Below are 23,231 nucleotides of genomic sequence, written 5' to 3'. Positions count from 1 at the left end.
TACATCCCTCATGCCCAGAATTCTGATCGTCTTGCCCGACTTCGGCCACCAGTCGCCCCCAGCCTGTGGACAACTCTCCGGGACGCGCGGAGAAATACAGCCACCCAATCCCGCATATCGGTCATATTTACTCCTAGTCTGACATTGCGCTCGCCCATCCTGTCCACAGGGCTTGCGCACCTGTCCCGCTTCGGCTACTGGGAAGGACGGCCCACGCCATGCCCGCAGATCTCGCCGTCATCGGACTCGGCCAGCTCGGCCTGCCGCTGGCCCAGGCCGCCGCGGCCGCCGGCATTCCCACGCTCGGATACAGGACCGGCCCCGAAGGCGGTTCCCTCACCCCGGCCGAGCTCCGCCGCATGCTCTTCCAGGGCTTTAGGCCCACCACCAGCCCCGCCGAACTCGGCCGCGTCCGCACGGCGGTGATCTGCGCCCCCACCCCGCGCGGCACCGACGGCACCCCCGACCTCGCCCAGGTAGAGGCCGCCGCCCGCACCCTGGCCGCCCGACTGCGCCCGCACACCACGGTGATCCTGGAATCCCCGGTACACCCCGGCACCACCGAGCAGTTCCTGCGCCCCCTCCTCGAAGAGGGCTCCGGACTGCGCGCGGGCCGCGACTTCCACCTCGCCTACTCCCCCAGCCGCGTCGACCCCGGCAACCGCGACTTCGGCCCCGCCAACACCCCCAAGGTCATCGGCGGCCTCACCCCCGCCTGCACCGAGTCGGCCGCCGCCTTCTACGGGCGGCTCACCGACAAGGTGGTACGCGCGCGTGGACCACGCGAAGCGGAAACAGTGCAGCTCCTGGAGACCAACTACCGGCACGTCAACATCGCCCTCGTCAACGAAATGGCCGTCCTCTGCCACGACTTGGGCGTCGACCTGTGGGACGTCATCCGCTGCGCCGAGACCAAGCCGTTCGGCTTCCAGGCCTTCCGCCCGGGCCCCGGCGTCGGCGGCCACGCCGTCCCCCAGGACCTGGCGGGCCGCTCGACCCGCTCCCTCCGGATGGTCGAACTGGCCCAGCAGGTCAACCACCGCATGCCCCAGTACGTCGTCCAGCGCGCCACCACACTCCTCAACGAGCACGGCAAATCGGCCCGCGGCGCGCGCGTGCTCCTCCTCGGCGTCACCTACAAGCCCGACGTCTCCGACCAACAGGGCACCCCGGCCCACGAGATCGCCCTGCGCCTGATGGAACTCGGCGCCGCCGTCAGCTACCACGACCCGCACGTCCCCGCCTGGAGCGTCCTCGACCGGCCCGTCCCCCGCGCCGACTCCCTCTACGAGGCCGCAGCCGACGCCGACCTGACGATCCTGCTCCAGCAGCACCACACGTACGACCTCCAGGGCCTGTCCGTGAAGGCCCAGCTGCTGCTGGACACGCGGGGGGCCACGCCGACGGGGGCGGCGCATCGGTTGTGAAAGGGGCGCGTGCGGGTGTCCGTGCCTCTGGGGCTGGTGGCGTGCGGGGCGGGTCCGCCGCTACCGTACGGGCAGGTGGAGCCCACCGCAGGGGCTACTGCGGCAGGCTCCTGGATGGTTCACGGAGTGTCCACCCTAGTCTCCTTGGGGGCGGCCGCTCACCATCCGAAAATCCGCAAGATCCACCTCCTCCGGAACCATGCCGCCCAACGGCGGATCCGGTACCGTACAAAAAGGTGGAGCCCACCGCAGCGGGTACTGCGGCAGGCTCCTGGATGGTTCACGGAGTGTCCACCCCTAGTTCTTGTAGGGGTGGCCGCTCACCATCCGAAAATCCGCAAGATCCACCTCCTCCGGAACTTCACCAGCCGAAGCCGAATGCGATCCCAGCGGGTGGGCCTGCGGTGGCGTCCCATGGGCGCCCCCTTCCACGACGCCGCCCGATGACCCGGTCAGGCGGTCCGTTGGAACTCGGGCCGGGCCCCGACGGCCGGGGTCCGGAACGATGTCCTTGGAAGGGGGCACCCCAGAGAACTGGGTCGCCGGAAACGGACACTATCGCCTCGGCACGGCCCTCCCACGCGCATTCGCCCCGAACGCAACCATGCGCCCCCCGCCGTAAAACGCGCCCCACCAGGGCCACTTGGGGACGCCAAAGGCCCGGACCGCGCAGGTCCGGGCCTTCTGACGCCGTACGGCCTACCTCTTGTGCTGCGAGTCCGCCACCGTCACCTCGACGCGCTGGAACTCCTTGAGCTCGCTGTAGCCGGTGGTGGCCATGGCGCGGCGGAGGGCACCGAAGAAGTTCATGGAGCCGTCCGGGGTGTGCGAGGGGCCGGTGAGGACCTCCTCGATGGTGCCGACGGTGCCGAGGCCGACCTTCTTGCCGCGCGGCAGTTCCTCATTGACGGCCTCCATGCCCCAGTGGTGGCCCTTGCCGGGCGCGTCCGTGGCGCGGGCCAGCGGGGAGCCCATCATCACGGCGTCGGCGCCGCAGGCGATCGCCTTCGGGAGGTCACCGGACCAGCCGACCCCGCCGTCGGCGATGACGTGCACATACCGGCCGCCGGACTCGTCCATGTAGTCCCGGCGGGCGGCGGCCACATCGGCGACCGCGGTGGCCATCGGGACCTGGATGCCCAGCACGTTGCGCGTGGTGTGCGCCGCGCCGCCGCCGAAGCCGACGAGGACACCGGCCGCGCCCGTGCGCATCAGGTGCAGGGCCGCGGTGTACGTGGCGCAGCCGCCGACGATCACCGGGACGTCCAGCTCGTAGATGAACTGCTTCAGGTTCAGCGGCTCGGAGGCCCCCGAGACGTGCTCCGCCGACACCGTCGTACCGCGGATGACGAAGATGTCGACGCCCGCGTCCACGACGGCCTTGGAGAACTGCGCCGTGCGCTGCGGCGAGAGCGCCGCCGCGGTGACGACACCGGAGTCGCGCACCTCCTTGAGGCGCTGCCCGATCAGCTCCTCCTTGATGGGAGCCGCGTAGATCTCCTGGAGGCGGCGGGTCGCGTCGTCCGCGTCCAGCTCGGCGATCTCGTCGAGCAGGGGCTGCGGGTCCTCGTAGCGCGTCCACAGTCCTTCGAGGTTCAGCACGCCGAGCCCGCCGAGCTCACCGATGCGGATCGCGGTGGCCGGGGAGACGACCGAGTCCATGGGGGCGGCGAGGAAGGGCAGCTCGAACCGGTAGGCGTCGATCTGCCAGGCGATCGAGACCTCCTTCGGGTCACGGGTACGGCGGCTCGGTACGACGGCGATGTCGTCGAAGGCGTACGCCCGGCGGCCGCGCTTGCCGCGCCCGATCTCGATCTCAGTCACGTGTGTGGCCTTTCCCTCTGCTGCGTTTCAGCGTCTTCCAGTATCCCCGACACCTGTGACAAGGGCGGCCCCGGTTGCTCCGGGACCGCCCTCGACGACACATCGGCGTGCGCCACGCGCGCGCGTGGATGCCGCTTACGACACGCTCACCGCACCGTACGGCTACCGGTTACGGCTGTAGTTCGGAGCCTCGACCGTCATCTGGATGTCGTGCGGGTGGCTCTCCTTGAGGCCGGCCGAGGTGATGCGGACGAAGCGGCCCTTGGACTCCATCTCGGAGATGGTGGCGGCGCCGACGTAGCCCATGGTCTGGCGCAGACCGCCGACGAGCTGGTGCAGCACGTTGGCCAGCGGGCCGCGGTAGGGCACCTGGCCCTCGATCCCCTCGGGCACGAGCTTGTCGTCGGAGGCCACCTCGGCCTGGAAGTAGCGGTCCTTGGAGTACGACCTGCCCTGTCCCCGGGACTGCATGGCGCCGAGGGAGCCCATCCCGCGGTACGACTTGAACTGCTTGCCGTTGATGAAGAGCAGCTCACCGGGCGACTCCTCACAGCCCGCGAGGAGGCTGCCGAGCATCACCGTGTCGGCACCGGCGGCCAGCGCCTTGCCGATGTCGCCGGAGTACTGCAGGCCGCCGTCACCGATCACCGGCACACTCGCGGCGCGGGCCGCGAGGGCCGCCTCATAGATGGCGGTGACCTGCGGGACACCGATGCCTGCGACCACCCGGGTGGTGCAGATGGAGCCGGGGCCCACACCCACCTTGATGCCGTCGACACCGGCGTCGATCAGCGCCTGGGCTCCGTCGCGCGTGGCGACGTTGCCGCCGATCACGTCGACGTCCACGCTCGACTTGATCTTCGCCATCCAGTTGAGGGCGTTGCTGTTGTGCCCGTGCGAGGTGTCGACGACCAGGAAGTCCACACCGGCCTCGGCCAGGCCCTGAGCCCGCTCCAGCGCCTCGGGGCTGGCGCCGACGGCGGCACCCACGAGCAGCCGCCCCTCGGCGTCCTTCGCGGCGTACGGGTACTTCTCCGCCTTCACGAAGTCCTTGACCGTGATGAGGCCCTTGAGGACGCCCGCGTCGTCGACCAGCGGAAGCTTCTCGATCTTGTGGCGGCGCAGCAGCTCCATGGCGTCGTGGCCGGAGATGCCGACCTTGCCGGTGACCAGAGGCATCGGCGTCATGACTTCGCGGACCTGGCGCGAGCGGTCGGTCTCGAAGGCCATGTCACGGTTGGTGACGATGCCGAGGAGCTTGCCGGCCGCGTCGGTGACCGGGACACCGCTGATGCGGAACTTGCCGCACAGGGCGTCGGCGTCGGCCAGCGTCGCGTCCGGGTTCACCGTGATGGGGTCGGTCACCATGCCGGACTCGGAGCGCTTCACCAGGTCGACCTGGTTGACCTGGTCCTCGACGGAGAGGTTGCGGTGCAGCACACCGACACCGCCCTGCCGGGCCATGGCGATCGCCATGCGCGCCTCGGTCACCTTGTCCATCGCCGCCGAGAGCAGCGGGATGTTCACGCGCACATTGCGCGACACACGGGACGAGGTGTCGACCGCGCCCGGCAGCACATCGGATGCGCCCGGCAGCAGCAGCACGTCGTCGTAGGTCAGCCCGAGTGTCGCGAATTTTCCGGGCACTCCGTCGACGTTGGCAGTCATGACACCTTCCCCAAATGGCCTTGATCGGTGCGGATGTCCATGCTAACGGGAAGCATGGCTCTCTCATTCCACGGTTCGAGGTGACCCCGGGCTTCGTATGTTCGTACGGAGTGGGCGAGTCGCCTGTTCATCCGGGGGCCGGAGTCTCCTGTTCATCAGGGGCCGGAAGGCCGGCCCCCTACTGCTCGGCCAGCGCCCGCAGCCGGCTCAGCGCCCGGTGCTGCGCCACTCGCACCGCCCCGGGTGACATCCCCAACATCTGACCGGTCTCCTCGGCCGTCAGCCCTACCGCGATCCGCAGCAGCAACAGCTCGCGCTGGTTCTCGGGAAGGTTGGCCAGGAGCTTCTTGGCCCATTCGGCGTCGCTGCTGAGCAGAGCGCGTTCCTCGGGGCCGAGGGAGTCGTCGGGCCGTTCGGGCATCTCGTCCGAGGGCACGGCCGTCGACCCGGGGTGACGCATCGCGGCGCGCTGCAGGTCGGCGACCTTGTGCGCGGCGATGGCGAAGACGAACGCCTCGAAGGGGCGCCCGGTGTCCTTGTAGCGCGGCAGCGCGAGGAGGACGGCCACACAGACCTCCTGCGCCAGGTCCTCCACGAAGTGCCGCGCGTCACCCGGAAGCCGGGACAGACGGGTGCGGCAGTAGCGCAACGCGAGGGGGTGGACATGGGCGAGCAGGTCGTGCGTGGCCTGTTCGTCTCCGTCTACGGCGCGATGGACGAGCGCACCGATCACCGTCGTCTCGTCGTCACGCATCGGTCCATGGTGCCTTGCGGCCGTCCGATCCGTGGCACCGCGCCCGTTGTTGTGCACCGAAGCGTTATGAGCAGGTGCGCCGGAACTCATCTCCTGCGCCCTCCCCTCCCGCTCGACCGACTCGTCCCCGAGGAACTCCACACCTCCAAGGATGCGGCATCCGCGGCGAAACGAGCAGCGGGCACCCCACGGGCCCGTTTGCCACCCCCACCCACCTTGCGGTAGACGGGGATTTCCGCACCCCCGCCGAGCGGGTCCGGGGAAGCGCCGGTGCGTTCCCGCGCCCGCCGCGATGGGGGTACCTCCCGCTCGGGCGAAGCCGAGAGTGGGGGAGGCTCGTGTCGCCGCCGGTGCGTGTCCGGACTTCCCCGGGGTCGCTACGGCTCACTTAGCGAACCAGACCCCAGCGGAAGCCGAGCGCCACGGCGTGCGCGCGGTCCGAGGCGCCGAGCTTCTTGAAGAGCCGCCGGGCGTGGGTCTTGACGGTGTCCTCCGAGAGGAACAGCTCGCGGCCGATCTCCGCGTTGGAGCGGCCGTGGCTCATGCCTTCGAGGACCTGGATCTCACGGGCGGTGAGGGTCGGCGCGGCCCCCATCTCGGCCGAACGCAGCCGGCGCGGGGCGAGCCGCCAGGTCGGGTCGGCGAGCGCCTGGGTGACCGTGGCACGCAGTTCGGCACGCGAGGCGTCCTTGTGCAGATAGCCCCGGGCACCGGCGGCGACCGCGAGCGCCACCCCGTCCAGGTCCTCGGCGACGGTGAGCATGATGATCCGCGCACCGGGGTCGGCGGACAGCAGCCGTCGTACGGTCTCGACGCCGCCCAGTCCGGGCATGCGTACGTCCATCAGAATCAGGTCCGAGCGGTCGGCACCCCAGCGGCGGAGGACTTCCTCGCCGTTGGCCGCCGTCGTCACGCGCTCGACGCCGGGCACGGTCGCGACCGCGCGGCGGAGCGCCTCTCGGGCAAGCGGGGAGTCGTCGCAGACGAGGACGGATGTCATGGCCGCCCTCCGCAGCTGATGCGCGTCACCTTGAGCCTCCAGGCTGGTACGAATCGTCACCTGTGCGGTCGACACTCGCAAGCGAACACTGACGCCTGCCCGAGCGCTTGTTCCTTCAACCGCCTCGGCACTCTCAACGACGGTCACTCGAAAGAGTTACGGGGCGGCCGGCCACCTTCGGCACTCTACGTGAGGGGGCGGACACGGTGCAGACATGCGCAACGGACCCTCAACGTTTCATCACAAGCCATGCCCCATTCGGACCCTTTCCTTCCCTTTTGCTGGTGTCTGTGACTAGATTCGCAATGAGTCATATTTTCATCTCCTTAGATCGCAGATGTACGGTCATGGCCACCATCTCCGCCCAGAACGGCAACAAGGGGACACGTAATGGCAGATTTCTCCCGCCTTCCCGGCCCGAACGCGGACCTGTGGGACTGGCAGCTCCTCGCGGCCTGCCGCGGCGTCGACAGCTCGCTCTTCTTCCACCCGGAGGGTGAGCGCGGTGCGGCACGGAGCGCACGTGAGAACTCGGCCAAAGAGGTCTGCATGAGATGCCCGGTCCGCGCAGAGTGCGCGGCCCACGCCCTGGCGGTGCGCGAGCCGTACGGCGTGTGGGGCGGGCTGACCGAGGACGAGCGCGAAGAACTGATGGGCCGGGCGCGCCACCGACTGGTGTCGGCGTCCGCCACGGGGAGCGACACCGCCTCGAACACCTGAAGGAACGTTTCTGCATCAGCGGTCACATGTCCTGTCCGCACGCCGGCGCACAGGACATGTGACCGCTGACCGCATGGCCGGGCACACGCGCGTGTGCCTCTGCTTCCGCCCCACGCGCGCGTACCCGTGCCTCCGTCACAGGCATCCCCTCCGGGTGCGCCTACCGGGCGGCAGCCCCGGCGAGTTGTTCCAGCGTCGCCGCCACCGCGGGCACGTGTGCCAGGTCCGGCAGGGTGAGCGCCACGATCTCCCGGCGTACGAGGGGCTCGACCGTCACCGTGCGCACCCCCTTCGCACGCACCGACTCGATGGCCAGCTCCGGCAGGACCGCGACCCCGAGGCCGGCGCCCACCAGGCCGACCACCGCCGGGTAGTCGTCGGTCGCGAAGTCGATGCGGGGCGTGAACCCGGCGCTCGCGCACACCTGGACCAGCTGTCCGCGACAGCGCGGGCAGCCCGCGATCCACGGTTCCCCGGCGAGTTCGCCGATGGCGACGGACTCCGTACGGGCCAGCCGGTGCCCTTCGGGTACGAGGCCGACGAGCCGGTCGGTGAGCAGGGGGCGTACGACCAGGTCGTCCCACTCCTCGACGCCCGCGGCGCCCTCGTACCGGAACGCGAGCGCGATGTCGCAGTCGCCGTCGCGCAGCATCTGCACGGACTTCGGCGGCTCGGCCTCCTCCAGGGAGACCCGGGTGCCGGGGTGCGCGGCGCGCAGGGCGGCGAGGGCGGTGGGGACGAGGGTGGAGCTACCGCTGGGGAAGGAGACGAGGCGGACGCGCCCGGCCCGCAGGCCCGCGATCGCGGCGACCTCCTCCTCGGCCGCGGTCAGCCCGGCGAGGATCGCGGCCGCGTGCCGGACCAGCGCCTCTCCTGCCTGCGTCAGCCGCATCTCGCGACCGGTGCGGACCAGCAGCGGCGTGCCCACGGACGCCTCCAGCGCCTTCATCTGCTGGCTGACCGCGGGCTGTGTGCAGCCCAGTTCGCGTCCCGCCGCCGAGAAGGAACCGGTGGTGGCGACGGCGCGCAGGACGCGGAGATGACGGGCCTCGATCACCCTCAGAGCATAAGTGACCCTTGGATGCGCTGCGGAATATCGCGTGGACGCTTTGACTGTCCGTCGCTTAGCGTGCCGTCATGAAGCTTCTTTCCCTGAACGTGGGGCGCCCCAAGGCCGTCAGATACACGGACCAGCCGGAGGGCGTGACAGGAATCGACAAGCAGCCGGTGGGCGGACCGCTACGGATCGCCGCGCCTGGCCCGAAGGGAGTCGGCGCCGGCGGAGTGGCCGGGGACGCGGTCTGTCATACGCGCCACCACGGCGGCGACGACCAGGCGGTGTACGCGGTCGCTCGCGAGGATCTCGACGGCTGGGAAGGCGAGTTGGGCCGGACGCTGCGCAACGGCATGTTCGGCGAGAACCTCACCACCGAGGGTCTGGACGTCTCCGGCGCGCTGATCGGCGAGCGCTGGCGGATCGGTCCCGAGGTGGTCCTGGAGGTCACCTGTGGCCGCATCCCCTGCCTGACCTTCCAGGAGCACCTGGGCGAACGGGGCTGGGTCAAGCGCTTCACGCGGCAGGGCGCGCCCGGCGCGTACCTCCGGGTCATCGAGCCGGGCGAGGTCCGGGCGGGAGACTCCATCGAGATCGTCCACCGCCCGGCCCACGACGTCACGGTGGCCCTGCAGTTCCGCGCCGTCACCACGGAAAGGGAACTCCTGCCCCGGCTGCTGGCGGCGGGGGACGCGCTGCATCCGGAGTCGCGGAAGGCCGCGGAGGAGCACGTGGCGAAGTACGGCGGGAGCGGCGAGGCGGGCGAGTAGCGCCGGCGGTGCCCGGAGTTCGGGCCCCGCACGGCTCCTAGGGGGAAACCCCGGGAAACGGACGGGGGTTGGATCAGGGGCCGGCCAGGGACGATCCCGGATGATCACAGGTCCGCGGGCGGGGACGCTCGAAGCATGTCTCGGCTCAAGCGGGTTCTCATCGTTCTCGGTTCGGTCGTCACCGTCGCCGCGGTGGCGGTCGGCGGCCTGTTCGCGTGGCTGTGGACGGGCGCCGATGTCAGCACGGTCGGCAAGGCGTCGTTCGACAACGCGCTGGCGATACCGCCGCTCGCGAAGTCGTCCGTCGACCAGGACGGCACGCGCGTCTTCGACCTGCGCATGCGGGCGGGCGGGACGGAGTTCGAGGCCGGGCGGAAGACGCCGACCTGGGGTTTCAACGGCACGTACCTCGGCCCGACGCTGCGTGCGGAGCGCGGTGAGAAAGTCCGCGTGCGCGTCCACAACGGGCTCGGTGAGGCCTCCACCGTGCACTGGCACGGCATGCACCTGCCCGCGCGGATGGACGGCGGCCCGCACCAGATGATCGCGCCGGGCGCCTCCTGGAGTCCGCGCTGGACGGTGGACCAGCCGGCGGCGACGCTCTGGTACCACCCGCATCCGCACGGCGCGACCGAGCGCCATGTGCAGCGGGGTCTGGCCGGCATGTTCCTCATAGACGACGAGAAGTCGGCGGGGCTCGCCCTGCCGAAGAGGTACGGCGTCGACGACCTCCCCGTCATAGTCCAGGACGTCCGCTTCGACGGCGCCCGGTTCGACCACGGCCGCGGGATCATGCAGAACGTCGGCTTCCTCGGTGACCGCACCATGGTCAACGGCACGCTGAACCCGTACCGGGAGGTCGGTGACGAACTCGTCCGGCTGCGGCTGCTCAACGCCTCGACGGCACGCACCTACGCCTTCGGATTCCCGGACGACCGCGACTTCTCACTGATAGCGACGGACGGCGGCCTGCTGGAGCGGCCGGCGGCCATGGACCGGATCCAGTTGTCGCCGGGCGAGCGGGCCGAGATCGTCGTACGGATGCGGGCGGGCGAGCGCGTGACGCTGCGCAGCTTCCCGCAGGACAACTACGGGGACGCCTGGCAGCGGCGGTTCAGTGGGGGCGACGACTCCTTCGACGTGCTGGAACTGCGGGCCGCGCAGCGCCTGCGCTCCTCTCCCGAACTGCCGTCCGAGCTGGTCGAGTCGGAGACACCGGACGGGGCGGACGCCGTGCGCGGACGGCACTTCGACCTGAAGAGGTCCGGGATCAACGGCCGCGCGATGGCCATGGACCGCGTCGACGAGACGGTCACGCGGGGAACGACGGAGGTGTGGACGGTCCGCAACAACAACGGCATGCCGCACAACTTCCATGTGCACGACGTGCAGTTCCGCGTCCTGGACGTGAACGGGGAGACACCCCCGCCCGCCCTGCGCGGCCCCAAGGACACGGTGTTCATACCCGACGGCACGACCATGCGGGTGGCTCTGCGCTTCGACGGTCCGGCGGATCCGGACACGCCGTACATGTACCACTGTCATCTGCTGTACCACGAAGACAGGGGGATGATGGGCCAGTTCGTGGTGGTCGAGAAGGGGCAGCGGGCCGGCATACCCGCGGGCCACGAGGCCCATGGGCGGGCGAAAGCGCACAGCCGGGGTCACTAATCTTGGGCCATGACAACGGCTCTGATTACGGGATCGACCGCGGGCATCGGTGCGGCCTTCGCGCGGCGGCTGGCGGCTGACGGCCACAACCTCGTCCTGGTGGCGCGCGACACCAAGCGGCTGCGTGAGCAGGCCACGGAGTTGCACGACCGGCACGGGATCGAGGCGGAGGTGCTGACGGCCGACCTGGCGACCGACAAGGGCATCGAGGCGGTGGCCGACCGGCTCGCCGACCGCAAGAACCCCGTCGACCTGCTGGTCAACAACGCGGGCTTCGGCAACAAGGGCCGCTATCTCGACGTGCCGATGGCCGACGAACTGAAGATGCTCAAGGTGCACTGTGAGGCGGTGCTCCGGCTGACCTCGGCGGCGACCGAGGGCATGCGGGAGCGCGGCCGGGGCGGGGTCGTGAACGTCGCCTCGGTGGCCGCGTTCGTGCCGCGGGGTACGTACGGGGCGTCGAAGGCGTGGGTCGTGCAGTTCACGCAGGGCGCGGCGCGGGACCTGGCCGGCACCGGCGTACGGCTGATGGCCCTGTGCCCCGGATTCGTCCGCACCGAGTTCCACCAGCGGGCCGGGATGGGCACCGACAACATCCCGGGCTGGATGTGGCTCGACGCCGACAAGCTGGTCACGGCGGCCCTCACCGACCTGGCCCGCGGCAAGGCGGTGTCCGTCCCGGACCCCCGGTACAAGGCGCTGATGGGTGTGGTGAAGGTGGTGCCGCGAGGGCTGCTGGGCGGGGTCTCATCGCGGACGGGGCGGAAGTACGGGCCTCAGTAGGCGCCCGGCGTCGAGAGATACATAGAGATACATCAGGAGAGGTGACGCCGCGTCCCCAGTGGGAAAATGGGCGTGACAACCGGAACCCAGGGGGGCCGGGAGGCGGCGTCATGACATTCGTACAGCTCATCGACTGCAAGACCAGCCGGTTCGACGAGATGAACCAGCTGATGGACACCTGGGTGGAACAGACCAGGGGCAAGCGGACCGCGACGCACAACATCATCGGCAAGGACCGGTCCGACGCGTCGCACTTCGTCGAGATCGTGGAGTTCCCGTCGTACGAGGAGGCTATGCGGAACTCGAACCTTCCGGAGACCGACCGGATCTTCCAGGAGATGGTGGCACTCTGCGACGAGATGCCGAAGTTCACGGACCTGGACGTCGTGCGGGACGAGCAGTTGTACGCCACCAATGCGCGCAAGGCCTTCGAAGCGATCGGCGCCAAGGGTGAACTGCCGCCGCTGAACGACCTGATCGTGGAGAACTACCACGACCACGACCCGGCCAACGAGCAGGACACCCTCGGGCTGGACAACATCCGGCGCGAGATGGAGATGTGGCGCAAGGCCTTCGACTTCACGTTCACCATCGAGGACCAGATCGCCGAGGGCGACCGGGTGTGCACCCGGTGGAGCTGGAACGGAACCCACAAGGGTGAGTTCCTGGGAATCGCGGCGACCGGGAGGAATGCCTCCATGACCGGCACGACCGTCTTCCGGTTCACTCCGGACGGGAAGATCGTCGAGGGCTGGTGGCAGTACGACCGGCTGGGGCTGATGGCGCAGCTCGGTGCGCTCGACGCGCTGGAGACCTAGGACGAGCGGACCGGACAGCGCTGAGGTCCGGTACCCCGAGGGGTACCGGACCTCAGTGCGACTTACCGACGTACGTCAGTGGGCGTGCCCGTGACCGTGGCCCGCGGCGGCCGGCTCCTCCTCTTCCTTCTTCTCGACGACCAGGGTCTCGGTCGTGAGGAGGAGGGAGGCGATGGAGGCGGCGTTCTCCAGGGCGGAGCGGGTGACCTTGACCGGGTCGATGACGCCGGCCTTGACCAGGTCGCCGTACTCGCCGGTGGCGGCGTTGAAGCCCTGACCCTTGTCGAGCTCGGCGACCTTCGAGGTGATGACGTAGCCCTCCAGGCCGGCGTTCTCGGCGATCCAGCGCAGCGGCTCGACGGCGGCCTTGCGGACGACGGCGACACCGGTGGCCTCGTCGCCCTCCTTGCCGAGGTTGCCCTCCAGGACCTTGACGGCGTGGACGAGCGCGGAGCCGCCACCGGAGACGATGCCCTCCTCGACCGCGGCGCGGGTCGCGGAGATGGCGTCCTCCAGACGGTGCTTCTTCTCCTTCAGCTCCACCTCGGTGGCGGCGCCGACCTTGATCACGCACACGCCGCCGGCCAGCTTCGCGAGGCGCTCCTGGAGCTTCTCGCGGTCCCAGTCGGAGTCCGTGGTCTCGATCTCGGCCTTGATCTGGGCGACGCGACCGGTGACGTCCTCGGACTTGCCACCGCCGTCGACGATGGTGGTGTCGTCCTTGGTGACCGTGACGCGACGGGCGGTGCCCAGCACGTCCAGGCCGATCTGGTCGAGCTTGAGGCCGACCTCCTCGGCGACAACGGTGCCGCCGGTCAGGGTGGCCATGTCGCCGAGCATCGCCTTGCGGCGGTCGCCGAAGCCGGGGGCCTTGACCGCGACCGCGTTGAAGGTGCCGCGGATCTTGTTGACGACCAGGGTCGACAGGGCCTCGCCCTCGACGTCCTCGGCGATGATCAGCAGCGGCTTGGAGGAGTTGGTCTGGATGACCTTCTCCAGCAGCGGCAGCAGGTCCTGGATCGAGGAGATCTTGCCCTGGTGGATCAGGATGTACGGGTCGTCGAGGACGGCCTCCATACGCTCCTGGTCGGACACCATGTACGGCGACAGGTAGCCCTTGTCGAAGGCCATGCCCTCGGTGAAGTCCAGCTCCAGACCGAAGGTGTTGGACTCCTCGACGGTGATGACACCGTCCTTGCCGACCTTGTCCATCGCCTCGGCGATGAGCTCGCCGACCTGCTGGTCCTGGGCGGACAGCCCGGCGACGGCGGCGATGTCGGACTTCTCGTCGATCGGGCGGGCGGTCGCGAGGAGTTCCTCGGAGACCGCGGCGACGGCGGCGTCGATGCCCTTCTTCAGGGCGGCCGGGGAGGCACCCGCGGCGACGTTCTTCAGGCCCTCGCGGACGAGCGCCTGGGCCAGCACGGTGGCGGTGGTCGTACCGTCACCAGCGATGTCGTTGGTCTTGGTCGCCACCTCCTTCACCAGCTGGGCACCGAGGTTCTCGTACGGGTCCTCGACCTCGACCTCGCGGGCGATGGTGACACCGTCGTTGGTGATGGTGGGGGCGCCGAACTTCTTGTCGATGACGACGTTGCGGCCCTTGGGGCCGATCGTCACCTTGACCGTGTCGGCAAGCTTGTTGACGCCGCGCTCGAGGGCGCGACGGGCGTCCTCGTCGAACTTCAGGATCTTCGCCATGGGAGCGTTGGCCCTCTCGGGAATCTAGAGGTGCTGTGGGTGCTATGGGTGAACGAACTGCGCCCCGGGCGCCCGGCTGATTGATGGTCGCGGGGAGCCAGGGGCGCAGCTGAAAGCAATGTGCTTCGAAGTGCCGGGTTTCTGGGGGTGACCCCCAGACCCCCCTACTTCTCGATGATCGCGAGCACGTCGCGGGCCGAGAGGACGAGGTATTCCTCGCCGCTGTACTTCACCTCGGTGCCGCCGTACTTGCTGTACAGCACGATGTCGCCGGTCTTGACGTCGAGCGGCAGGCGCTCGCCGTTCTCGAAGCGGCCCGGGCCCACGGCGAGGACGACGCCCTCCTGGGGCTTCTCCTTCGCGGTGTCCGGGATGACCAGGCCAGAGGCCGTGGTCTGCTCGGCGTCCAGCGGCTGGACCACAATGCGGTCCTCGAGCGGCTTGATGGCAACCTTGGAGCTGGCGGTCGTCACGATCCGACCTCCCCCTTCGGAGATCTCACGGGGTTAACTGTCTGAGGTGGCGACCAGGTCGATCCGTCGTCGCGGGTGCCGGACCTGCCCGTCGCGTTGTTGGCACTCTCCAGGGGGGAGTGCCAGACCTGAGACTATGACCGCGATTAGCACTCGGTCAAGCGGAGTGCCAATTGCCTGCGGCGCGGCGCGGCGTCCGGGGGTGCCCCCGGGCTGTTGGCGGCCGAGGGTGGCCGCCACCGCCGGGGCTCCGCCTGGACCCCCTGGGGGTGGGTGGGTTGTCTGCGGGTGGGTGGGGGTTGCTGTGGGATCGGCCTTCGGCCTCGTCCTCAAACGCCGGACAGGCTGAGGGTGCCCGGCCGGGGCTGCAAAGGCTCGGCGCAGAGTCGGGGCTTGGCGCGGGAGCAGAGAGGCTGGCGCGGGACTGGAGAGACCTGGCACGGGGCTGGAGAGCCTGGCCGGGCTGATGGGTGCTGCTCCGGGCTGGAGCCGCGCCCCTTCAGGGGCGCGGGGAAGTGCGCGACCAGCCACACACAACTCGCAGTCCCCCAACAACCCCGACACCCACCCCCTGTCGGGGTCCAGGGGGCGCAGCCCCCTTGGCGAGGTCGAAGGGGCGGCAGCCCCTTGGGATGGGACGGGTAGGGGCGGCGGGGGCGAGAAAGACATCCCCGCGCCCCCACCCTCAGAGGTAGTCCTCCAGTCTCCCCACCGTCAGCCCCTCCCCCTGGATGCGGCGGAGGAGCCGTGTCGTCAGCTCGGTCGGTGAGGGGCCGTGCAACTGCTCGGGGCCCCCGAAGTGGGCCAGGATGATGTCGCCGGGACGGAGGCGGGTGCCGGACTCGTGGCGCCGGCCCTCGGGCCGCGAAGCATGGGGCCGCAGACCGTCGGGCCGCAGGGAGGCCCGCCACAGCACGACGGCGGACACACCGCAGTCGGCGGCGGCACGAAGCGTGGTGTCGTCGTAGGTGCCGTAGGGCGGCCGGAACAGGGTCGCGCGGATACCGAACCGCTGCTTGAGCTTGTGCTGCTGACCGCAGATCTCGGCACGTTGCCCGGCGTACGGCAGGCCACGCAGAGAGGTGTGGTCGAGGGTGTGGTTCTGGACGCTCGCACCGACCGACCGGAGTCGGGCGAAGTGGGCGTACCCCGGCCCGGCGACCGTGTCCGTGAGGAACAGGGTGACCGGCAGCCGCAGTTCGCGGACGAGGTCGGCGAAGTGCGGGTCCCGCTCGGCGCCGTCGTCGTACGTCAGGAAGACGACCTTGTCGCGGGTGGGGACGCGGTCGACGACCGGCGCCAGCCCCGGGGCCGCGGCACGCGGGATGGACGGACGGTCGGGCACCTTCGGAGCCGGGGCGAGCGGCTCGTCCAGCCCCCAGCGCCGATGAGCCTCCTCCACCCGGGCGGAGGCATCCCCCACCGGCTTCCCCTCATCCCGCTCCCCCGGGCCCTCCCCCGGCCCTCCCGAACCTCCCGCCCCTCCCACCGGAGCGGCGAACTGACCGCACCCGGCGAGAACCAACATCACCAGCAGCCCCACGACCCCCGCACGGACACTCCCACCCCGCGCACGGCCACCCCCGACCCCCGCCCGAAGACCCCCACCCCCCGCACGAGCACCCACGCGCCCCACCCGGAGACCCTCACCCCCCACACGCGCACCCGCACCCGCACCCCCCGTACGCGACGCCCTCACAGGTAGTCCTCCAGCCGAGCCACCGCGTACCCCTTCGCCGTCACCAGATCCATGAAGCGCCGGACCATGTCGGGCATGGTCCCCCTCCAGTCGCCCTTGCCCCGGAAGTGGCTGAGGACGATGTCGCCGGGGTGGATGTCGCGGTCCCACTCGCGGTACTCCCAGCGGTCGGGGAAGACCTCCTCGTTCCACAGGGGGGCGTACGCGATGCCGCAGGACTTGGCGGCGCGCAGGGTGTCGGCGTTGTAGTTGCCGTACGGCGGGCGGAAGAGGGTCGGCCGTCTGCCGTACTGCTTCTCGATGACGTCCTGCATCCCGCAGATCTCGCGCTTCTGCCGGTCGTACGACAGGCCGGGCATGTAGCGGTGGTTGAGGGTGTGGTTGTTGAGGGAGACCCCGCTCGCCTGCATCCGCTTGAAGTACCGGTAGTCCTCCTTCACCAGGTAGTCGCTGAGGAAGGCGGTGTACGGGATCTTCAGCTCGCTCATCATCCGCAGGAACGCCGGGTCCTTCTCGGCGCCGTCGTCGATGGTGAGGAAGACGATCTTGTGCCGGGTGGGGACGGTGGTGAAGACCGGCGGCAGGTCCTCGTGCCCGTCGACCTCGAATCCCTTGCGGGTGGTGATCCGCGGCTTCTTCGCCGGGGGCGCGGGAGGCGTGAGCGGGACCTTCGCAAGCCCCCAGCGCTTCGCTGCGGCGGCGCGCGCGGCGTACGACTCGCGCAGTCTCTCGGCGTACGAGCTGAGCGCGCGGGCGGCGGGTGCCCGCAGTTCGGGCTGCTGGCCGTGGGCGGGCTCGGCCTCGGCGGAAGCACGCCGTACGGCCGACCCGCCACCGCCCCCCGCACAGCTGGAGACAAGGGCGACGGCGGTCAGCGCGGCGATCGCGCCGTGGACGGCCACCGCCTGCTTCACACCCTTCACCCGCTTTACATAATTTTGTCGTACGAGTCGCATGGCGCCGCATCCTCGCAGCCCACCCCGGCACGGAAGGCCCGACACCGCCACCGGGCGCGCACCATCCACCGACTGGCCCACAATGTCCCGGTGAACGACCTCGACCCCACCGCCTCCCTCTCCGCCCTGTTCACCCCCGAGGGCCGCGCCCTCCTCGACGAGGTGCGCGGCACCGAACCGGCACGGGAACTGGCCGTCGCGACCCGGCTGCGCCGCGACCACCCGGCCGGGCTCGTGTCGGCGGCACTGGCCCAGGCACAGCTGCGGCAGCGAGCGGCGGCGAAGTTCGGGGCGGCGGACGCGGAGCGGATGTTCTTCACGCCGAACGGGGTCGAACAGTCCACCCGGACCACGGTCGCGGCCCACCGGGCCGGCCGTCTCCGCGCCCTGGGCGTCGGCTCCGTCGCCGACCTGTGCTGCGGTATCGGCGGCGACGCAATCGCGCTCGCCCGGGCGGGCATCCGGGTCCTGGCCGTCGACCGCGACCCGCTGACGGCGGCGGTGGCCCGCGCGAACGCCGAGGCGCTCGGTCTCGCCGACCTGATCGAGGTACGGGAGGCGGACGTCACGGAGATCGACACCTCCCCCTACGACGCGGTCTTCGTCGACCCCGCCCGACGCGGCGGCCGCGGCCGGGTCTTCGACCCCGAGGCGTACTCACCCCCGCTCTCCTGGGCCATCGACACGGCCCTCAAGTCCCCCCGCGCCGCCCTGAAGATCGCCCCCGGCATCCCCCACGAGACGGTCCCCGCCGAGGCCGAGGCGGAGTGGATCTCGGACGGGGGTGACGTGAAGGAGGCGGTGCTGTGGTTCGGGGCAGGGGCGCCGGGCGCCGTCCGCGCGACCCTCCTCCCCGGCCCGCACACCCTCCTCGGCCGCGGGCTCCCCGACCCCCGAGTCCGGCCGCCGGGACGGTACTTGTACGAGCCCGACGGCGCCGTCATCCGGGCGCACCTCGTCGCCGAGGTCGCCGAGGAACTCGACGGCGGCCTGATCGACCCCCGGATCGCGTACATCACCGCCGACGCCCCGCACCCGACGCCGTACGCCACCGCGTACGAGATCACCGACCAGCTTCCCTTCAACGTCAAGAAGTTGAAGGCCCTGCTGCGGGAGCGCGAGGTAGGGATCCTCACCGTCAAGAAACGCGGCTCCGCCGTCGAGCCGGAAGAACTCCGCAAGAAGGTCAAGCCACACGGCCCCAACTCGGCGACGGTCTTCCTGACCCGCGTCGCCAACGCACCGACGATGCTGCTGGGCCACCCATTGGGGTGACACCGACCCGCTCGCGCCGACGTTGCCGCAGCGGCGCCCGCGCCCACGAAGCAGCAGCTCGCGACGTGTCGCCATCGTCGCCGATCATCCGGAACCAGTGAGCGCGCCCCGGTCTCTCAGCCACACTCCTCCGCCCGCCCCAGCAGCAACTCCCGCTCCCGCTCGTTCCGCGCCAGCCCCGCCGCTCGTACGAACTCCTGCCGCGCCTCCTCCGTGCGCCCCAGCCGGGCGAGCAGATCGCCGCGCACGCTGGGCAGCAAGTGGTAGTCCCGCAGGGCCGGTTCGGTGGCGAGGGTGTCGATGATGTCCAGGGCAGGGGCCGGGCCGTCCGCCATCGAGACGGCGACCGCGCGGTTCAACTCGACGACGGGGGACGGGGACTGGGCGGCGAGCACGCCGTAGAGGGTGGCGATCCGCGGCCAGTCCGTCTCCTCGTACGTATGGGCCTGGGCGTGGCAGGCGGCGATGGCGGCCTGGAGGACGTACGGGCCGGGGTGGCCGCCCGGGGCGACGGCGTTGGCGCGGCCGAGGGCGGTGAAGCCGCGGGCGATGAGCAGGCGGTTCCAGCGGCGGCGGTTCTGGTCCTTGAGAAGGACCGGCTCGCCGGACGGGCCGACGCGGGCGGCCGCGCGTGACTCCTGGAGCTCCAGCAGGGCCGCCAGCCCGTGGACTTCGGGCTCCTTGGGCATCAACTCGGCCAGAACGCGGGCGAGCCGGAGGGCGTCCTCGCACAGGGCGGGGCGCAGCCAGTCGTCGCCGGCGGTGGCCGCGTAGCCCTCGTTGAAGATCAGGTAGATGACCTCCAGTACGGATTCCAGCCGGGCCGCCCGTTCCGGGCCGTACGGCACCTCGAAGGCGACGCCCTTCGTGGCGAGGGTCCGTTTGGCGCGCACGATCCGCTGAGCGATGGCCGGTTCGGTGGCCAGGAACGCGCGGGCGATCTCGGCGGTGGTGAGCCCGCCGAGCAGCCGGAGGGTGAGGGCGATGCGGGCTTCGGCGGACAGCACCGGGTGGCAGGCGGTGAAGACGAGGCGCAGCAGGTCGTCGTCGATGTCGTCGGGATCGGACGGTTCGTCGTACCGGGCCTCAGAGGTCGAAAGGTCCCGCCCGACCTCCTCCAGCTTCCGCGCGTATGTCTCCTTGCGCCGTACGAGGTCGACCGCCCGACGCCTGGCCGTGGTCATCAGCCAGGCGCCCGGGTTGTCCGGGACCCCTTGCTCGGGCCACTGCTCCAGGGCTGCGACCAGCGCGTCCTGTGCGAGTTCCTCCGCGATGCCGACGTCCCGGACGATCCGGGCGACGGCGGCGATGACGCGGGGGGACTCGATCCGGAAGACGGTTTCGATGGTCTTGGCGACCTTGGCGGTCTCGGCGACCTCGCTGGTCGTGACCGTCTCGGCGGTCGTGGCGGCCCTGGCGGTCTCGGTGGTCGTGGCGGTCTCGGCGGTGGGCTGTGCTGTCACAGCCCACCATCAGACACCCCTACAGGCGCACAGCCAAGAACCTCAGCCCTCCGCGATCTCCCGCACCTCGCACGTCACCGTCCACTCCTCCCCGTGCACCTTGAGGAACCGCGACGCCCACTCGACGGCCTCGGCCTTGTCCTTGCACTGCATGAGCACGTAGCCGCCCACGACCTCCTTCGACTCGGTGAACGGCCCGTCCGTGACGGAGAGCTTCCCGCCCTCCCAGCGCACCCGCGTGCCCTGCGCGGACGGCAGAAGCCCAGCGGTGTCGAGCATGACCCCCGCCTTGGTGATCTCCTCCAGCAAGGCCCCCATCCGCTCCTGCAGCTCGGGGCTGGGGCCCTCGGCGGGAGCGGTCGACTCGTCGATCTGGATCAGGGACAGGTAGCGCGGCATGGTGACTCCTCGGGTCAGTGGGACCGGGTCCTTCCCGGCCTCTCACCCATGCGTCGATCGGGAGCCCCTCGAATCGACACGGCTGCCGGATTTCTTCGAGAATCTTTTCCAGACCTCACTTCAGCGACTCCCACAGCTCCCCCGCCTCCGGCTCGTCCGCCACCACCCGGTACCGGTTCGTCGGTGCCGGGACCACCGGCATCATCACGGTCGTGAGGTCGTCCGCGGAGAGGCCTCGCAGGCTCTGGCCCAGGCTCATCAGCTCGGTCAGCGAGTCCAGTCCCGTGTCCGTGGTGAGGCTCTCCGTGAGCGCGTTCGTGACCGAGTAGAGCCTGGCGGGGCTGGTCAGGAGGTCTGTGGCGGAGATCTGTTGCAGGAGGGCCTTCACGAGCATCTGTTGGAGGCCTATGCGGCCGAGGTCGCTGCCGTCGCCTATGCCGTGGCGGGTGCGGGCCAGGGCGAGGGCCTGTTCGCCGTCCAGGTGGTGGGTCCCGGCGTCCAGCGTCAGATGGCTGTCCTCGTCGTCGATGTCCTCGTCGGTGGTGACCGTGACGCCGCCCAGGGCGTCCACGAGTTTCGCGAAGCCGGCGAAGTCGATCTCGACGTAGTGGTCCATGCGGACGTCGGTCATCGACTCGACCGTCTTCACCGCGCAGACGGGGCCGCCCACCGCGTACGCGCTGTTGAACATCGCGTTGTACGCCACCGACGTCGAACCGCCCGACTCCATCGGGCACGACGGGCGGGTCACCAGCGTGTCCCTCGGGATGCTCACGATCGTCGCCTCGGTGCGGCCCTCGTCGAGGTGGACGACCATCGCCGTGTCGGACCGTGCCCCGGAGCCGCTGCCGCCACCGCCGAGCCTCGCGTTCTCCTCACCGCTGCGGGAGTCCGAGCCGAGGACCAGGATGTTCAGGGCGCCGCTGGGCAGCGGGGAAGCGGACGCGGAGGTCGACGGCGTCGGAGTCGTCACCCCCCGTGCCGGCCGGTCGTCCCCCAACGCGCCGTTGATGTCGACGCTCTTGATGTTGTCGTTCAGGTGCCAGTACGCCCAGCCGGCCGTACCGGCCCCGAGCACCAGAGCCCCTGCCAGCGTGAGGCCGGCGGCCTTCAGCCATGTCGACCGCCGGCCAAGGGGTCTGCCCGCGTCCCCGTTGTCTCCCCCGTGCACGTCTACGCCCGTCACACAGAAGAACGTAAGTCCGAATTATTGCGAGCAGACACCCCAGACCGCGTTTTCTTCGGAAATTCTCAGACTTCGCAGGCGGGGCTCAGCCCAGCGTCACCGTCGGCACCGGATTGTTCCCGCTCCACGACCCGTTGAACCCGAACGTCACGGAACCGCCGTCCGGCACCGCCCCGTTCCAGGAGGCGTTCGCGCAGCGCACCGCCGACCCGGTCTGGGTGCACGTCGCGTTCCAGGCCTGCTGGAGCTGCTGACCGGCACCGAAGGTCCAGTTGACGTTCCAGGACGACAGGGACGCCCCCGAGCAGCTGATCCTGACCTCGCCCGTGAAGCCGGTGTTCCACTGGTTCGCCACGCTGTACGTCGCCGTGCAGGCGTCCGTCGGCGGCTCAGTGGTCGTGCCGCCGAGCGCGGCCGCGATGGCGTGGTACGCGGGCTTGGGCGCGTAGTTCTCGTCGTACGGGGTGGCCGCGCCCTGGCCGGGGAAGGTGTCCGGGATCCATGAGTCGGAGTCCGTGAAGCCCCACACGGTGACCCCGGTGCACCGGCTCACGGCGACGCACGCGGCGACGACGGCTTCGTACTCGTCCGCCTGCTGCTCCAGCTTGGCTTGCGTGGCCGGGAGTTGCATACGGATGTCCAGCTCCGTGATCGCGACGTCGACCCCGAGGTCGGCGAACCGCTGGATGTTCTGCTGGAGCGTGGAGGGGACCTGGCCGAGGATGATGTGGGCCTGGAGCCCGACCCCGTCGATCGGGACCCCGCGCTCCTTCAAGGACCTGACCAGGTTGTACAGGGCCGTGCTCTTCGCGTTGACGCCCTCGACGTTGTAGTCGTTGATGTACAGCTTGGCGCTCGGGTCGGCGGCGCGGGCGGCGGTCAGGGCCTGGGCGATGTAGTCCGCGCCGAGGCCGTTGTACCAGAGGGTCTGGCGGTAGGTGCCGTCCTCGTTGAAGGGCTCGTTGACCACGTCCCAGGCGGCCAGCCGGCCCTTGTAGCGGCCGACTTCGAGCGCGATGTGCTCGTCGAGCAGCGCGCTCAGCTCGGCCGGGGTCCAGGTGCCGTTGTCCAGCCAGCTCGGGTTCTGGCTGTGCCAGACGAGGGTGTGGCCGCGTACGTCCTGGCCGTGGGCCTCGGCGAAGTCGACGATCCGGTCGGCCTCGGCCCAGTCGAAGTTGCCCCGGGTGGGCTCGACGGAGCCCCATTTCATGGCGTTGCCAGGGGTGAGCCAGTTGAACTCCCGGCCCGCGATGTCGCCGTACGTTCCGGTGAGCTTGGAGCCGGTGACCGCGGTGCCGATGACCTTGCCCTTGGCGTCGGCGAGGTCGCGGAGCGGGGTGTCGGCGGCGTGGGCGGCGGGAGCGGCGGCCAGCAGAGCGACGAGCGTGGCGAGGGCGCTGAGCAGGGAAATGGTCAGGGAAACGGGCAGGGAAAGCAGGGGCGCGGGGAGTAAGCCTGTTCTCAGAGATCTCATTGCGGGTGCCTCCGAAAGTTTCGGCATATCAACCGATTGGCCTCGGAGAGTGTGGAGCCGGTCACATCACCCGTCAATACGGCAGCGGCAACTCAGAGCAAGCAACAGAGCAAGCA

Annotated in this window: 20 protein-coding genes; 7 read left to right on the top strand and 13 right to left on the bottom strand. The window is 70.2% G+C overall.

Annotated features, from left to right (window positions below; genetic code table 11):
* The first annotated feature begins 218 nt into the window (after positions 1–218).
* Entirely contained in the window at positions 219–1,427 is a 1,209-nt protein-coding gene (locus ACWD3C_RS00315) for a nucleotide sugar dehydrogenase (protein ID WP_451138403.1), read from the top strand.
* 699 nt (positions 1,428–2,126) lie between these two features.
* On the opposite strand, the gene ACWD3C_RS00310 is transcribed toward ACWD3C_RS00315, so the two are convergent.
* The 4 genes from ACWD3C_RS00310 to ACWD3C_RS00295 form a co-directional block, all read right to left on the bottom strand.
* Positions 2,127–3,251, bottom strand: coding sequence for a GuaB3 family IMP dehydrogenase-related protein (locus tag ACWD3C_RS00310; RefSeq protein WP_451138401.1), 1,125 nt, complete (start codon positions 3,249–3,251; stop codon positions 2,127–2,129).
* 162 nt (positions 3,252–3,413) lie between these two features.
* Positions 3,414–4,919 (bottom strand): IMP dehydrogenase, encoded by a 1,506-nt coding sequence (gene guaB, locus ACWD3C_RS00305; protein WP_451138399.1) that lies wholly within the window; start codon positions 4,917–4,919, stop codon positions 3,414–3,416.
* Between the two features lie 178 nt (positions 4,920–5,097).
* Positions 5,098–5,673, bottom strand: coding sequence for a sigma-70 family RNA polymerase sigma factor (locus ACWD3C_RS00300; protein WP_060901477.1), 576 nt, complete (start codon positions 5,671–5,673; stop codon positions 5,098–5,100).
* Positions 5,674–6,061: 388 nt separating this feature from the next.
* A complete protein-coding gene (locus ACWD3C_RS00295; protein ID WP_003948568.1) occupies positions 6,062–6,673 on the bottom strand; it encodes a response regulator transcription factor in 612 nt (203 codons plus the stop codon).
* Positions 6,674–7,063: 390 nt separating this feature from the next.
* On the opposite strand from ACWD3C_RS00295, the gene ACWD3C_RS00290 reads away from it, so the two are divergent.
* A complete protein-coding gene (locus ACWD3C_RS00290; RefSeq protein ID WP_451138397.1) occupies positions 7,064–7,393 on the top strand; it encodes a WhiB family transcriptional regulator in 330 nt (109 codons plus the stop codon).
* Between the two features lie 160 nt (positions 7,394–7,553).
* Here the strand turns inward: ACWD3C_RS00290 and ACWD3C_RS00285 are convergent, their stop codons facing one another.
* Complete coding sequence (locus ACWD3C_RS00285) at positions 7,554–8,450, bottom strand: LysR family transcriptional regulator (protein ID WP_451138395.1); 897 nt, start codon at positions 8,448–8,450, stop codon at positions 7,554–7,556.
* Between the two features lie 80 nt (positions 8,451–8,530).
* On the opposite strand from ACWD3C_RS00285, the gene ACWD3C_RS00280 reads away from it, so the two are divergent.
* The 4 genes from ACWD3C_RS00280 (at position 8,531) to ACWD3C_RS00265 (ending at position 12,489) form a co-directional block, all read left to right on the top strand.
* Positions 8,531–9,217, top strand: coding sequence for an MOSC domain-containing protein (locus tag ACWD3C_RS00280; RefSeq protein WP_451138393.1), 687 nt, complete (start codon positions 8,531–8,533; stop codon positions 9,215–9,217).
* Between the two features lie 135 nt (positions 9,218–9,352).
* On the top strand, positions 9,353–10,888 hold the full coding sequence (locus ACWD3C_RS00275; protein ID WP_451138391.1) for a multicopper oxidase family protein: 1,536 nt from the start codon (positions 9,353–9,355) through the stop codon (positions 10,886–10,888).
* A 9-nt stretch (positions 10,889–10,897) separates the two neighbouring features.
* Positions 10,898–11,671: an SDR family NAD(P)-dependent oxidoreductase gene (locus ACWD3C_RS00270; RefSeq protein WP_451138389.1), complete on the top strand. Its 774-nt coding sequence runs from the start codon at positions 10,898–10,900 to the stop codon at positions 11,669–11,671.
* A 110-nt stretch (positions 11,672–11,781) separates the two neighbouring features.
* Positions 11,782–12,489: an ester cyclase gene (locus ACWD3C_RS00265; RefSeq protein ID WP_451138387.1), complete on the top strand. Its 708-nt coding sequence runs from the start codon at positions 11,782–11,784 to the stop codon at positions 12,487–12,489.
* Between the two features lie 75 nt (positions 12,490–12,564).
* Here ACWD3C_RS00265 and groL read toward each other — a convergent pair whose 3' ends face one another.
* The 4 genes from groL to ACWD3C_RS00245 all read right to left on the bottom strand — a co-directional run bounded on the left by groL (position 12,565) and on the right by ACWD3C_RS00245 (position 17,318).
* Positions 12,565–14,190 carry a chaperonin GroEL gene (groL, locus tag ACWD3C_RS00260; protein ID WP_451138385.1) on the bottom strand — a complete coding sequence of 542 codons (1,626 nt, stop codon included), beginning with the start codon at positions 14,188–14,190 and terminating at the stop codon, positions 12,565–12,567.
* A 164-nt stretch (positions 14,191–14,354) separates the two neighbouring features.
* A complete protein-coding gene (groES, locus tag ACWD3C_RS00255) occupies positions 14,355–14,663 on the bottom strand; it encodes a co-chaperone GroES (protein WP_008747517.1) in 309 nt (102 codons plus the stop codon).
* Positions 14,664–15,348: 685 nt separating this feature from the next.
* Positions 15,349–16,191: a polysaccharide deacetylase family protein gene (locus ACWD3C_RS00250; RefSeq protein WP_451138383.1), complete on the bottom strand. Its 843-nt coding sequence runs from the start codon at positions 16,189–16,191 to the stop codon at positions 15,349–15,351.
* A gap of 167 nt (positions 16,192–16,358) precedes the next feature.
* Entirely contained in the window at positions 16,359–17,318 is a 960-nt protein-coding gene (locus ACWD3C_RS00245; RefSeq protein WP_451138381.1) for a polysaccharide deacetylase family protein, read from the bottom strand.
* A gap of 90 nt (positions 17,319–17,408) precedes the next feature.
* Between ACWD3C_RS00245 and ACWD3C_RS00240 the strand changes: the two genes are divergently transcribed.
* Positions 17,409–18,593, top strand: a complete 1,185-nt coding sequence (locus ACWD3C_RS00240; protein ID WP_451138379.1) for a class I SAM-dependent methyltransferase — start codon at positions 17,409–17,411, stop codon at positions 18,591–18,593.
* Between the two features lie 116 nt (positions 18,594–18,709).
* Here the strand turns inward: ACWD3C_RS00240 and ACWD3C_RS00235 are convergent, their stop codons facing one another.
* The 4 genes from ACWD3C_RS00235 to ACWD3C_RS00220 form a co-directional block, all read right to left on the bottom strand.
* Complete coding sequence (locus tag ACWD3C_RS00235; protein ID WP_451138748.1) at positions 18,710–19,939, bottom strand: RNA polymerase sigma factor; 1,230 nt, start codon at positions 19,937–19,939, stop codon at positions 18,710–18,712.
* A 159-nt stretch (positions 19,940–20,098) separates the two neighbouring features.
* Positions 20,099–20,455, bottom strand: a complete 357-nt coding sequence (locus tag ACWD3C_RS00230) for a YciI family protein (RefSeq protein WP_451138377.1) — start codon at positions 20,453–20,455, stop codon at positions 20,099–20,101.
* Positions 20,456–20,570: 115 nt separating this feature from the next.
* The gene (locus tag ACWD3C_RS00225; protein ID WP_451138375.1) at positions 20,571–21,641 is read right to left on the bottom strand and encodes an LCP family protein; all 1,071 of its coding nucleotides are present in this window, start codon (positions 21,639–21,641) and stop codon (positions 20,571–20,573) included.
* 85 nt (positions 21,642–21,726) lie between these two features.
* Complete coding sequence (locus ACWD3C_RS00220) at positions 21,727–23,115, bottom strand: endo-1,4-beta-xylanase (RefSeq protein ID WP_451138373.1); 1,389 nt, start codon at positions 23,113–23,115, stop codon at positions 21,727–21,729.
* Positions 23,116–23,231: the final 116 nt, after the last annotated feature.

It is taken from the genome of Streptomyces sp. NPDC002845 (assembly GCF_053591955.1).
This window is presented reverse-complemented; position numbering and strand designations above follow the sequence as displayed.

Bases quoted from the DNA above. Each gene is read 5' to 3' on its own strand.
- ACWD3C_RS00315 (WP_451138403.1), top strand. From the start codon at position 219: ATGCCCGCAGATCTCGCCGTCATCGGACTCGGCCAGCTCGGCCTGCCG.
- guaB (WP_451138399.1), bottom strand. From the start codon at position 4,919: ATGACTGCCAACGTCGACGGAGTGCCCGGAAAATTCGCGACACTCGGG.
- ACWD3C_RS00300 (WP_060901477.1), bottom strand. From the start codon at position 5,673: ATGCGTGACGACGAGACGACGGTGATCGGTGCGCTCGTCCATCGCGCC.
- ACWD3C_RS00295 (WP_003948568.1), bottom strand. From the start codon at position 6,673: ATGACATCCGTCCTCGTCTGCGACGACTCCCCGCTTGCCCGAGAGGCG.
- ACWD3C_RS00290 (WP_451138397.1), top strand. From the start codon at position 7,064: ATGGCAGATTTCTCCCGCCTTCCCGGCCCGAACGCGGACCTGTGGGAC.
- ACWD3C_RS00280 (WP_451138393.1), top strand. From the start codon at position 8,531: ATGAAGCTTCTTTCCCTGAACGTGGGGCGCCCCAAGGCCGTCAGATAC.
- ACWD3C_RS00275 (WP_451138391.1), top strand. From the start codon at position 9,353: ATGTCTCGGCTCAAGCGGGTTCTCATCGTTCTCGGTTCGGTCGTCACC.
- ACWD3C_RS00270 (WP_451138389.1), top strand. From the start codon at position 10,898: ATGACAACGGCTCTGATTACGGGATCGACCGCGGGCATCGGTGCGGCC.
- ACWD3C_RS00265 (WP_451138387.1), top strand. From the start codon at position 11,782: ATGACATTCGTACAGCTCATCGACTGCAAGACCAGCCGGTTCGACGAG.
- groL (WP_451138385.1), bottom strand. From the start codon at position 14,190: ATGGCGAAGATCCTGAAGTTCGACGAGGACGCCCGTCGCGCCCTCGAG.
- ACWD3C_RS00250 (WP_451138383.1), bottom strand. From the start codon at position 16,191: ATGTTGGTTCTCGCCGGGTGCGGTCAGTTCGCCGCTCCGGTGGGAGGG.
- ACWD3C_RS00245 (WP_451138381.1), bottom strand. From the start codon at position 17,318: ATGCGACTCGTACGACAAAATTATGTAAAGCGGGTGAAGGGTGTGAAG.
- ACWD3C_RS00230 (WP_451138377.1), bottom strand. From the start codon at position 20,455: ATGCCGCGCTACCTGTCCCTGATCCAGATCGACGAGTCGACCGCTCCC.
- ACWD3C_RS00220 (WP_451138373.1), bottom strand. From the start codon at position 23,115: ATGAGATCTCTGAGAACAGGCTTACTCCCCGCGCCCCTGCTTTCCCTG.